This window comes from Mycolicibacterium phocaicum (assembly GCF_010731115.1).
In the GTDB taxonomy this organism is placed as follows: Bacteria; Actinomycetota; Actinomycetes; order Mycobacteriales; family Mycobacteriaceae; genus Mycobacterium; species Mycobacterium phocaicum.
Map to the genome: position 1 here is coordinate 1364148 of NZ_AP022616.1, position 11663 is coordinate 1375810.

At 68.8% G+C, this 11663-nt stretch carries 11 protein-coding genes and 1 pseudogene; 3 read left to right on the top strand and 9 right to left on the bottom strand.

Translation table 11 applies throughout. The features are described from left to right. Positions 1-17: 17 nt before the first annotated feature. From G6N46_RS06645 to rimP, 3 genes and pseudogenes are all read right to left on the bottom strand, one after another. A pseudogene (locus G6N46_RS06645) lies at positions 18-376 on the bottom strand (YlxR family protein). Between the two features lie 83 nt (positions 377-459). Continuing rightward, positions 460-1497 (bottom strand): transcription termination factor NusA, encoded by a 1038-nt coding sequence (gene nusA, locus G6N46_RS06650; protein WP_138248897.1) that lies wholly within the window; start codon positions 1495-1497, stop codon positions 460-462. After that, a complete protein-coding gene (gene rimP, locus G6N46_RS06655; protein WP_226521685.1) occupies positions 1494-2048 on the bottom strand; it encodes a ribosome maturation factor RimP in 555 nt (184 codons plus the stop codon). The genes nusA and rimP overlap by 4 nt, the downstream gene beginning before the upstream one ends. A 168-nt stretch (positions 2049-2216) precedes the next feature. Between rimP and G6N46_RS06660 the strand changes: the two genes are divergently transcribed. From G6N46_RS06660 to G6N46_RS06670, 3 genes are all read left to right on the top strand, one after another. Next, a complete protein-coding gene (locus G6N46_RS06660; RefSeq protein ID WP_133426018.1) occupies positions 2217-2753 on the top strand; it encodes a hypothetical protein in 537 nt (178 codons plus the stop codon). Then, entirely contained in the window at positions 2750-3217 is a 468-nt protein-coding gene (locus G6N46_RS06665; protein ID WP_138248896.1) for a ferritin-like domain-containing protein, read from the top strand. Before G6N46_RS06660 ends, G6N46_RS06665 begins: the two co-directional genes overlap by 4 nt. Before the next feature lie 154 nt (positions 3218-3371). Continuing rightward, entirely contained in the window at positions 3372-4304 is a 933-nt protein-coding gene (locus G6N46_RS06670; RefSeq protein ID WP_138248895.1) for a type IV toxin-antitoxin system AbiEi family antitoxin domain-containing protein, read from the top strand. Between the two features lie 92 nt (positions 4305-4396). Here G6N46_RS06670 and G6N46_RS06675 read toward each other — a convergent pair whose 3' ends face one another. The 6 genes from G6N46_RS06675 to cobA form a co-directional block, all read right to left on the bottom strand. After that, entirely contained in the window at positions 4397-6142 is a 1746-nt protein-coding gene (locus tag G6N46_RS06675; protein WP_138248894.1) for a proline--tRNA ligase, read from the bottom strand. A gap of 11 nt (positions 6143-6153) precedes the next feature. Continuing rightward, complete coding sequence (locus G6N46_RS06680; RefSeq protein ID WP_167526455.1) at positions 6154-6810, bottom strand: 4a-hydroxytetrahydrobiopterin dehydratase family protein; 657 nt, start codon at positions 6808-6810, stop codon at positions 6154-6156. 78 nt (positions 6811-6888) lie between these two features. Beyond that, the gene (locus tag G6N46_RS06685) at positions 6889-7275 is read right to left on the bottom strand and encodes a hypothetical protein (RefSeq protein WP_138248892.1); all 387 of its coding nucleotides are present in this window, start codon (positions 7273-7275) and stop codon (positions 6889-6891) included. A gap of 88 nt (positions 7276-7363) precedes the next feature. Next, entirely contained in the window at positions 7364-8788 is a 1425-nt protein-coding gene (locus tag G6N46_RS06690; RefSeq protein ID WP_138248891.1) for an alpha/beta hydrolase, read from the bottom strand. 35 nt (positions 8789-8823) lie between these two features. Continuing rightward, entirely contained in the window at positions 8824-10359 is a 1536-nt protein-coding gene (locus tag G6N46_RS06695; RefSeq protein ID WP_234880622.1) for an MFS transporter, read from the bottom strand. 55 nt (positions 10360-10414) lie between these two features. Next, the gene (cobA, locus tag G6N46_RS06700; RefSeq protein ID WP_138248889.1) at positions 10415-11641 is read right to left on the bottom strand and encodes a uroporphyrinogen-III C-methyltransferase; all 1227 of its coding nucleotides are present in this window, start codon (positions 11639-11641) and stop codon (positions 10415-10417) included. Between the last annotated feature and the right edge of the window lie 22 nt (positions 11642-11663).

Genomic DNA, 11663 nt, shown 5'->3' on the forward strand with positions numbered 1-11663 from the left:
TTAGCTATGACGCATGGTCATCGGGACTTCACGGTGTGCTCATGTTCTTCGCTACCTGTTCTCTAGCTGTGGCGTTCCGGGTCCGTCAGGCGGGTAAGGCACTGAAGAACTCTTCGACCGCAGAGGTGTCCGGCGAACCGGTGATGCGCAACGCTCGGGCGAATGCTCGCCGCCGAACTGCCGCGTTGAGGCACTGCTGAACCGGGTGCAACCACGCACCCCGACCCGGCAGGTTACCCGCTGAATCGACCGAGACGGCGCATTTACCGTTCCCGTCGCGTACAGCGGCCACTCGAAGCAAGTCGACGGCCAGCTCTCGTTTCCGGCAGCCGATGCAGGTACGCACCGGAGCTGTCGGAGTCTCGCGCTGGATCACAGTGCAGTCTACCGTCTCCGGGCCCGTGAACTTCAATCGCGGTCGCGGCCCCGACACGCCGCCGGTAACTGCGGGTTTTCGCCTCAGCGATCGTGGCCGCCGCTGCGGCCTCCCGGGGCTGCCGGCGCGCCCTGACCGTCGGCGTCACTCCGGATGTCGATGCGCCAACCGGTGAGTCGCGCCGCCAGTCGGGCGTTCTGGCCCTCCTTGCCGATCGCCAGTGACAACTGGAAGTCGGGCACCACGACCCGCGCCGCGCGCTGCGCCTCGTCGATCACCGTCACCGACACGACCTTGGCCGGCGACAGCGCGTTGGCGACGAACTTCGCCGGGTCCTCGTCGTAGTCGATGATGTCGATCTTCTCGCCCGAGAGCTCACTCATCACGTTGCGCACGCGCTGCCCCATCGGGCCGATGCATGCACCCTTAGCGTTGAGCCCCGGCACCCGCGACGCGACGGCGATCTTGGACCGGTGCCCGGCCTCGCGGGCCACCGCGACGATCTCGACCGACTCGTCGGCGATCTCGGGCACCTCCAGCGAGAACAGCTTGCGAACCAGGTTCGGGTGCGTCCGCGACAGCGTGATGACGGGTTCGCGGGCACCACGGGTGACCCCGACGACGTAGCAGCGCACCCGGTCACCGTGCACGTAGCTCTCCCCCGGCACCTGCTCGGCGGCCGGGATGACGCCCTCGGAACCCTTGGCCTCGGTACCGACCCGCACCACCACGAGGCCGCGGGCGTTGGCCCGGGCATCACGCTGGATCACGCCGGCGACGATGTCGCCCTCACGCGCCGAGAACTCGCCGTAGTTCTTCTCGTTCTCCGCGTCGCGCAACCGCTGCAGGATGACCTGACGCGCGGTGGTCGCCGCGATGCGGCCGAATCCCTCGGGGGTGTCGTCCCACTCGTGGATGACGGTCCCGTCGGTGTCGGTCTGGCGGGCGATCACCCGCACGATGCCCGACTTGCGGTCGATGTCGATGTACGCGTCGGGCTCGTGCCCTTCGGTGTGGCGGTAGGCGGTCAGCAGCGCCGTCTTGATGGTGTCGACGACGACGTCGACGCTGATTCCCTTGTCCGCCTCGATGGCATGTAGTGCCGCCATGTCGATATTCATCCGTCGGCCCCCTCTCCGGTCATACCCGCCAGCTCCAGTTCCCGGCGATTGGGTGGTGAAAATTCAACCTGTACAACAGCTTTCGTAATGTCCGCGAGCGCGACGGTCTGCACCGACAGCACCCCGCGGTTGGCGACGACCAGTTGGATCGCGCTGCCGTCGTGCTCGCCCAGCCGGCCCGTCAGCGACGTGCCGTCGGCCAGGGTCAGCTCGACCTTGCGACCACGGGCGCGGCGGTAGTGCCGCTCCGCGGTCAGTGGACGCTCCACGCCGGGCGAGGTGACCTCCAGCACATACGGCTCGGAATCGGCGGTCACCTGGTCCAGCAGTTCGGATGCGACGCGCGAGAGATCGGCGACCGCATCGAGGTCCAGACCCGAGTCACCGTCGGCCACCACGACGATGCGCGGCGGCCGCGCGGCAGCGTCCACCCGCACCTCTTCGATGTCGTATCCGGCGTCCGCAAAAGCACTGCTGAGCAGCTCAAGCACCTGGCCTGTGGTCGGTAACCGACTGGGTTGCAGCGGTCGTTCCGGCGTGTCCCGGGCCACGGCGAGCTCCTCATCTTGAGTTGTGCGGACAGGGCCCCCAGAAGGGTGAACCCGGTAACAACGATACGCCAGCAGCGCATGGCCGAATGGCAATCGCGACCGCGGCACCGGAGAACATCCGGCGCCGCGGTGCCGGGAAGGCGCTGTCGGCAATGGCAGGATGTGGCTGTGCCGCACACCGAAACCACCGTCAGCCGACGGCGTGTCCTGTTGGGCACGGCGGCACTTGCGCTGCTCGGCGGCGCGGCGTCGGCCTGCGGATCGGCACCGCAGCGTGATCCCGCCCTGGACATCCTGACCGCCGAACTCGACCGCGCCCGCCGCGACAGTCAACTGGCCGCCTCCGCCGCCACCGGCGTGCCGCCGCAGTCGGCGCCGGCGCTCACGTCCGTCGCGGCGCTGCGGGACGCACATGCCCGCGCACTGTCCGACGAACTGACCCGGATGGGCAGCCCGCCGCCCGCCGCACCGTCGTCCACCACCGAGACGTCACCCACCACGAGTGCGGCGACGACGCCTGGCGCCACCCCCGCACCCGCGCCCCCGGCACCGCAGGAAGTCGTGGCGGCGCTGGAGCAGGCCGCCGACAGCGCGGGCCGCGCCGCGGCCGGCCAATCTGGTTACCGGGCCGGGCTGCTGGCCTCGATCGCCGCCGCGTGCACCGCGGCACACACCGTCACCCTCGCCGGACAGGCCGCGCCATGACCAGCCCGCAACCGACCCCGACCCGCCCGGGCAGCGCCGCCGACGCTGCGCTGTACGACGCGATCGCCACCGAGCACGGCACCATCTACGGCTATGGCCTGGTGTCGGCGCACACCACGCCGGACGTCAACGATCTGGTGGCCGAGGCCATGGCCAAGCACCGGGCCAACCGCGAAGCCGGTATCACCGCGCTGGCCGGTCGATCGGTGCCGGCACCGCTGCCGGCCGCGGGCTATCAGCTGCCCATCGACGCGAACAACCCCGCCGACGCGAGCAAGCTGGCACTGCAGATGGAAGAGGACACCGCCGTCGCCTGGCGCGCGGTGGCCGAGCAGGCCACCACCACCGAAGACCGGACCCTGGCCGTCAAGGCCCTCACCGATTGCGCTGTGCTGGCCGCCCGGTGGCGCGCGGCCCTCGGCGTGACGCCGGCTGTCGTGGCGTTCCCCGGCGGCGCCGAGTAGCGCACTGCCAGGGGCTCGGCAGGCAGACACGGAATCGGCATCTACGCCGAGGATCCCCGCCGCATGGTGACCGCGATCCTCGGCGCAAACGGTTATCCACAGGCCGACGACAAGGGACTGGTCCGCACAGCGTCGATCGGCCAGCATCGATCGCGTGGACATCGACGAAGTGGTTCGCCGGCAGGCGGGCGTCATTTCGCGTCGCCAAGCCATCGATGCCGGGCTGAAGGACCACCACATCCGACGGCTGCTCAGACGTAACGAGTGGGCACGGGTCCACCCGGGCGTATACATCGACCACACCGGACCTCTGACCTGGCTGCAACGGGCCTGGGCCGCGGTCCTCTACGCGGCGCCGGCCGCGTTGTGTCTCGAGTCGGCATTGTCGATCGAAGGCCCGCTCATCCATGTCGCAGTGTCGCGCCATCGGGCCATGCTGGTCGAACCGGAAGGCGTACGTATCCACCACGTCGACCACCTGGACGGACGGGCGCTCTGGAACGTCGGGCCGCCACGGATACGTTATGAGGAAGCCGCCCTTGACGTCGCTTGCCGCGCAACGGGTTTCGATGCCATCGCGGTACTGGCCGACGCCTGCCAGTCGAGGCGCACCACGGCCGAACGTCTTCTGCGAGCCCTCGACTCCCGCCAGCGCATTCGTGGTCGGCGGTGGCTGCGCGCAGTGCTGGTCGACATCGCCGAGGGAACCTGCTCAGTTCTCGAATACGGATACCGCAATCGCATCGAGCGAGCGCATGGCCTGCCTCGGGCCAAACGGCAGACCCGCTCCGTCTCCTCCGCCGGCGTGGTCTATCGCGACAGCGAATACGCGGAACGACTCGTTGTCGAACTCGACGGCCGCCTGTTTCACGACTCGGCATGCGCACGGAACAAAGACTTCGAGCGCGACCTCGACGCGGCAGTCGATGGCCGGTCAACCGTCCGGCTCACCTATCAACAAGTATTCGACCGATCGTGTCAGACTGCCGCCAAGATCGCTCAAGTGATGCGACAGCATGGGATCGGCGTCACTGGCCACGCGTGTGGGCCGGGATGCGAATACACCCGCCTCGACCTCGCGGCCTGACCAGCGCCATACGCCGACGCCGAGGATTGCAGTCACCAGGTGACCGCAATCCTCGGCGTAGCGAGTCGTCCGCGTGTACGCCGCCGACCGGCCTACCCCGCCAGCGCAGCCGTGATCGCCGCCGCGGCGCCGTCGACCGGCACCTCGGTCTTTTCGCCGGTGAACCGGTTGCGCAGCTCGACGGTGCCGTCGGCCCAGCCACGGCCGACCACGACGATCCACGGCACACCCAGCAGCTCGGCGTCCTTGAACTTCACGCCCGGCGACGACGTGCGGTCGTCGAGCAGCACGTCCAGGCCCAGCCGGTCGAGTTCGCCGGCCAGCTCGGTCGCGCCGGTGCGGGCCTCGGCGTCCTTGTTGGCGATGACCAGGTGCACATCAAAGGGTGCGACGGCTTTCGGCCAGCGCAGGCCGAGCTCGTCGTGGTGCTGCTCGGCGATCACCGCGACCATGCGCGAGACGCCGATTCCGTATGAGCCCATGGTCAGGCGGACCGGCTTGCCGTTCTCGCCGAGGACGTCGGCGCTGAAAGCGTCGGTGTACTTGCGGCCGAGCTGGAAGACGTGCCCGATCTCGATGCCGCGCGCCGACACCAGCGGCCCGGCGCCGTCGGGCGAGGGATCGCCGTCGCGGACGTCGGCGGCCTCGATGGTGCCGTCGGCCACGAAGTCGCGGCCGGCCACCATCCCGACGATGTGCTTGTTGGGTGCGTCGGCGCCGGTGATCCACGACGAACCGTCGACGATCCGCGGGTCCACGAGGAATCGAATACCGTTGTCCAGCAAGGCCTTCGGGCCCACGTATCCCTTCACGAGGAACGGGTTGGCGGCGAAGTCGGCATCGTCGAGCAGCGCGTACTCGGCCGGCTCGAGCGCCGCACCCAGACGCTTCTCGTCGATCTCGCGGTCGCCGGGCACACCGATACCCAGCAACTCCCACTCGCCGCCCGGCTGGCGCACCTTCAGCAGCACGTTCTTCAACGTGTCTGCGGCGGTGATCTCGCGGCCGAGATCAACGGTGTTGGCCCAGTCGACCAGCGTGGCAATGGTCGGGGCGTCGGGGGTGTCGTAGACGACGGCCTCGGGTTGGCCCTCGATCGGCAGCGCGTCGGGCACCGCGGTGACGACGGCTTCGACGTTGGCCGCGTAGCCGGACTGCAGGCAGCGGACGAAGGTGTCCTCCCCGACCTCGCTCTCGGCCAGGAACTCCTCGGAGGCACTGCCGCCCATGGCGCCCGACACCGCGGCCACGATGACGTATCTGACCGCCAGCCGGTCGAAGATGCGCTGGTAGGCCTCGCGGTGCGCGTGGTAGGCGTCCTTGAGGCCGCTGTCGTCGATGTCGAACGAGTAGGAGTCCTTCATGATGAACTCGCGGCCGCGCAGGATGCCGGCGCGCGGACGCGCCTCGTCGCGGTACTTGGTCTGGATTTGGTAGAGCCGCAGCGGGAAGTCCTTGTACGACGAGTACTCCCCCTTGACCGTCAGGGTGAACATCTCCTCGTGGGTGGGCCCCAGCAGGTAGTCGTTCTTGCGGCGGTCCTGCAGCCGGAACAGGTTGTCGCCGTACTCGGTCCAGCGGTCGGTGGTCTCATAGGGAGCCCGTGGCAGCAGCGCCGGAAACAGAATCTCCTGGGCGCCGATGGCGTTCATCTCACTGCGGATGACGTCCTCGATCTTGCGCAGCACCTTGAGACCCAAGGGCAGCCAGCTGTACAGGCCGGGCGCGATCGGGCGGACGTAGCCGGCCCGGATCAGCAGCTTGTGGCTCGGCACTTCGGCGTCGGCGGGGTCGTCGCGCAGGGTGCGCAGGAACAGCTCGGACATGCGGGTGATCACGGGGGGCCAGCTTAATCGCGGCCCTGCCAGGTGCAGACACACACCTCGTTGCCTTCGGCGTCGGCGAGCACCCAGAACGCGGGCGCTTCTTTGTCGCTCAGCAGGGTGCCGCCCGCGGCCAGCGCCGTCTCGATGCGCGCGGCAGCCTCGTCGTGCGGGACGTCGACATCGAGATGTATCCGGTTGCGTTGCGGCCGTGGCACATCCATCTGCTGGAACCACAGGGCCGGGCCGCGGCCGGCCGGGTCGACGAGTCCCCCGCTCAGATCCGACGGACCCGCTTCGTCGACGTAGCCGGTGACGGCCTGCCAGAACGGGCGCACCGCGGGGATGTCGATGGCGTCGATCGCGACCTCGATGGCCTGTACCGAGACACCGCCCGGCGCGGTCACGGCGCCGCGCTCGGCCAGCGCGTCAGAGATGCGGCGCGCCAGCGCGATGTCCTGTGCGGTGACGCCGTCGGCCGAACGCAGCCGTATGACAACCCGGTCGGCGCGGATGTCGAGGTTCAGGTGGCCCGGTGCCTGCGGGCCGGCCGTCTCGGCCACGGCGGCGGCCACGGCCGCCCCAGCCGCCAGGTCGGGCGTCAACACCTCCGTGTAGACCGCGCCGAGCACCAGGCGCCACCCGAGCGGGCTCACCGCATCGGAAATCTCCTGGCGCCGCATCATGATTCGGTCTCCGCGACCACGTCGCACCCCCTGACGGCCATGCCTCCTGCATAGCACTGTGCCGCGCAGACGTGTTCAGAGCAGCGCTTTGTTCACCACCTGCTCGTACGCGGTCTTGTCCGCCAGGGTGACGGTCGGGCCGAACTGCAGAACGAGGTTCATCGCCTGGAACGTGCCCGGTGTAGCTCCCGCATAGCCTTCGGCAGCACCGGTCGTGGAGAACACCAGCACCGTGACGGTGTCCGTCTCGATGGCCTCGATGCACTTGATGTCGGGGCATTTCTGCTTGGCCACATCCCGTGGGTTGGCCACCGGCAGGCCTGCGGCGCCCATGTCGCGCACCACGGCCTGCGCGGTGACGGTGTTGAGGATCGGGGCGCCGGTCAGCGACCCGGCCTGTGGCCCGGGAGCCGGCGGACGCTGGCAGCCCGTGATCGCCGTCGCGGCGAGCACAGCCGCCACGATCACAGCTCGGGCTCGCATTGCAGTCATGCACCATGAATAGCAGCGAAACCTGGACCGCCCGCCACCGGGCGGAGCCGACGACGAGCTAGAGCGTCGGCACGGTGTGTGGACTTGCCGCCGTGCGCCCCGCGTCCGGCGTGGTGGCCGTCGCCGGCGTACCCGGACGGCCCGCCGGAGACGCGGCTCCCGGCGTCCGCAGCTTGCCGGCCACCCATGGCAGCGAATCCGCGAACGCCTCGTTGGCGAAGCCCCAGTCATGGAGTCCGAGCAGCGCACGAATCTCGGCGTTGATGCCGTGCTGCTGGGCGATTTCGCACAACGTTCCGGCCGCGATGTCCTGACCCTCCGGATTCGCCCGCGCATCGCGCGGCACACCCGGGCCGGGCGCGTTGCAGGCCGCGACGGTGCCCGGGATTTCGAACAGCCCGGAAATCCCGTGGTACCTGCCGTACTGCCGCATCACGGTGCTCGGATCGAACTCGGCCCATTTGGCCGCGTCACCGCCGTACAGCTTGGCGATGGTCTGGTCCTTGCTGCCGATGTTCGGGCTCAGATCGCCGGCGATGTCGACGAATGCGCTGAACAGGTTGGGATGTCGTGTGGTCAACTGCACCGCGCAGGTGCCGCCCATGGACCAGCCGACGATGCCCCAGTTCTCGGGCTTCGGGCTGACGCCGAAGTTCGAGATCAGGTACGGCACCACCTCTTTGGTCAGGTGGACCGACGAATTGCCGTGACTGCCGTTGACGCATTCGGTGTCGTTGTTGAACGAACCGGTGGCGTCCGCGAAGACGAATACCGGCGCCACACCGCCGTGGGCCGCCGCGTAGTTGTCGATCGTGGTCTTCGCGTTGCCGGCCCAAATCCAGTCCGCCGGGGTGTTGAGCTGCGAGCCGATCATCATGACCGTCGGCAGCTGCGGCGGCGGATTGCTGGCGAACCAGGCCGGCGGCAGGTAGACGAGTTCGGCGCGGTGCGCGAAATTGGATTCCTGCGAGCTGGTCGAGATGGGTACCACGACACCGCGCGGCGGCCGGATGCCTTTGAGCTGCATGGCCGTCACCGTCCAGCGGTCCACCTCGTCGGGCACCTTGCCGACGGTGAACTTGTGCCACGCCACGTACGCGGTCGGGAAGTATCCGACCCACACATTCATCATCAGCAGCGCGCAGAGCGCGCACAGGGGTACGGCGAGCAGGGCCATCCCGCGGCGCCGCCACCGGGATCCGCGCCAGCCGAGAATCAGGACCGTGGCGGCGAATCCGCCTAGTGCAGTCCAGATCCACAGCCCTACCGGCGCCGGGTCGCCGGCGATGCCCAGCGAGGTGATGTACCAGTACAACCCGGCCGCGCACGCGACGCCGACCGCGAGTGCCCACGGCAACCGGCTGACGCTCCACTGCCGCGACCGTCGTCCGATCGCGCAGCACAGCGCCGCGAACGCCAGCAGCTGGATCAGAAACGGCAGCCACCCATGCGTCAGCGACGCATGGGTGACAAACGAGGGCACGCCGATCCTCCGGGAAACTGTGCCGAGCTAGACCGTCAGAGCTCTCCGGCGTCGAGCGCTTCCTTGGTGTCCTGTGCCGCCGCAACTTCGTCGGCGCTGTAGGTGATGAACAGCGCCACCACACCGACGATCACCGCCACCGCGGCGACCCAGAGCAGGCCGTAGGTGTAGCCGTGGTCGAGGGCCGTGTGCTGCGCGGCGTTCATCTTCGCGACCGGACCGGTGGTTCCGCCGAGGTACAGCGTGCGCGAGGTGATGACGGCCTGGATGACGGCCAGCACGACCGGGCCACCGAGGTTCTGCAGCATCAGCGCGATGGCCGACAGCGGGCCGATGTCGCTGAGCGCCACGCCGGCGATGGCAGAGACGGTCAGCGGCACGACGATCATGCCGATGCCGAAACCACCGACGGTGATCGGGATGACCAGGTTCGGGAAGTACGGGATACCGCCGTTGAGGGTGGAGCCGTAGATCATCGCGGCGAGCACCAGGACGCCGCCGGCGATCACCAGCACGCGCGGCGAGAACATCGCCACCAGCTGCGACGACAGGCCCAGGCCGATGCCGAGCGCGATGACGAACGGGATGAAGCCGATGCCGGCCTTCAGCGCGCTGTAGCCCATGATGTCCTGCACGTACAGGCCGATCAGGACCGTCAGCGTGAACATCACACCGCCGGCCAGGAAGACCGCCGCGAAGGTCGCCACGCGGTTGCGGTCGCGGAACAGGCTGAACGGGACGACGGGGTGCTCGGCGCTGCGCTCGACGAACAGGAACGCCAGGAACAGTACGGCCGCCGCGGCGCCGGAGCCCAGCGTCAGCGGGGACATCCAGCCCTTCTCCGGGCCCATCGAGAAGCCGAACACCGCGGCGGTGCAGGCCAGGGTCGCCAGGATGGCGCCGGCCGCGTCGAGCTTCATGCGCTCGCGGGACGTCTCGGTCAGGGTGGTGCGGGCCAGGTAGATCATGACGAGGCCGATCGGCACGTTCACCAGGAACGCGTAGCGCCACGAGAACACCGTCAGCGCGCCGCCGACGACGAGGCCCATCACCGAACCGACGCCCGTCATGGCCGCGAAGATCGCGGTGGCGGCGTTACGGGCCGGGCCCTTCGGGAAGGTGGTGGCGACGAGCGCCAGACCGGTCGGCGAGGCGATGGCCGAACCGACACCCTGCAGCAGCCGGGCGATGACCAGGGTGGTCTCGTCCCATGCGACGCCGCAGAGGATGGAAGCGATGGTGAAGAGCGCGACACCGACGATGAAGGTGCGCTTGCGGCCGATGGTGTCGCCGAGGCGGCCACCGAGCAGCATCAGACCACCGAAAGTCAGCACATAAGCAGTGATCACCCAGCTGCGACCGGCGTCGGAAAGACCGAGCTCGTCCTGAATCTTAGGAAGAGCAACGATCGCGACGGTGCTGTCCATCGTGGCCAGCAGCTGCATGCCACCGATGGCAATGACTGCGGACAGGAAGCGGGGGGACGGAAGCCAGGCTGGATACCAGCTCTTTCGCTCGTCCTCGGTTTGCCCCACGTGCATCGTGAGCGGTTCGCGGCGGCTGTGTGCCATGGCGGTGCGCTCAGCGTCGTTGAGAGCCGTCATGGAAAGCTACCTTACAGTAATCTTAAGATTTCTTTAACCCTGCGAAGGCCGCGACGTCCCCGATCACGATGATCGCGGGCGGTCGGATGCCCTCCGAACGGATGTCCTCCGGCGCGTCGGCAAGCGTCGTCTGCAGCGTCTGCTGCGCCGCCGTCGTCCCGTGCTGGACCACCAGGACCGGTGTTTCCGCAGGTCGGCCACCTTGCAGCAGAACCTTGGCGAAAAGTTCGATGCGCTCGACGGCCATCAGCAGCACGATCGTGCCGCGCATCGCGGCCAGTGCGTCCCAATTCACTAACGATTCCGGGTGTCCCGGCGCGAGGTGGCCGCTGACCACCACGAATTCGTGCGTCACGGCCCGGTGCGTGACGGGGACGCCGGCCAGGGCCGGAACCGCTATGGCACTGGTCACACCGGGTACGACGGTGACCGGAATGCCCTCGTCGGCGCATGCCAGCACCTCTTCATAGCCGCGCGCGAAGACGAACGGGTCGCCGCCTTTGAGCCGGACCACGAACTTGCCGTCCTTGGCCCGGTCGATCAGGACGGCGTTGATCGCGTCCTGGGCCATCGCCCGGCCGTACGGAATCTTGGCGGCGTCGATCACCTCGACGTGCGGGCCGAGTTCGGCGAGCAGCTCTTGCGGTGCCAGCCGGTCGGCCACCACGACGTCGGCGTGGGCCAGCAGCCGGCGCCCGCGGACGGTGATCAGCTCGGGGTCCCCCGGGCCCCCGCCGACCAGTGCCACCCCGGAGTAGCTGTCGGGTTCGGCGGCGTCGCCGATCGCGCCGCGCTGCAGCGCCTCATGGATGGCGGTGCGCAGCGCCGCCGAGCGACGGTGCTCGCCGCCGGCGAGCACACCGACCGTCAGGCCGTCGTATTCGAAGGATGCCGGGGTCACCGCCGACCCTTCCTGGCCGGCGTCGGCGCGGACGCAGAAGATGCGGCGGCGGTCGGCTTCGCCTGCCACCGCGGCGTTGACGGCCTCGTCATCGGTCGCGGCCAGCACGTACCAGGCGCCGTCGAGATCGTCGTTCTGAAATTCCCGCATGGTGAGCGTGATGCCGGTGCCGTCGGGGTTGTCGACCAGCGCTTCGACCACCGGGGTGGCGGCGGGCGCGACGACGTGGACGTCGGCGCCACTGGCGATCAGCAGCGGCAAGCGGCGCTGGGCGACGCTACCGGCGCCCACGACCACGACCTTCTTGCCGGACAGGTGCAGCCCCACGAGGTAGGCCTGGGACGTCATTTTGCTCCTCGCGTGCGCAGTA

Bases quoted from the DNA above. Each gene is read 5' to 3' on its own strand.
- G6N46_RS06680 (WP_167526455.1), bottom strand. From the start codon at position 6,810: ATGCGGCGCCAGGAGATTTCCGATGCGGTGAGCCCGCTCGGGTGGCGC.
- cobA (WP_138248889.1), bottom strand. From the start codon at position 11,641: ATGACGTCCCAGGCCTACCTCGTGGGGCTGCACCTGTCCGGCAAGAAG.
- G6N46_RS06665 (WP_138248896.1), top strand. From the start codon at position 2,750: ATGACCAGCCCGCAACCGACCCCGACCCGCCCGGGCAGCGCCGCCGAC.
- G6N46_RS06695 (WP_234880622.1), bottom strand. From the start codon at position 10,359: ATGGCACACAGCCGCCGCGAACCGCTCACGATGCACGTGGGGCAAACC.
- nusA (WP_138248897.1), bottom strand. From the start codon at position 1,497: ATGAATATCGACATGGCGGCACTACATGCCATCGAGGCGGACAAGGGA.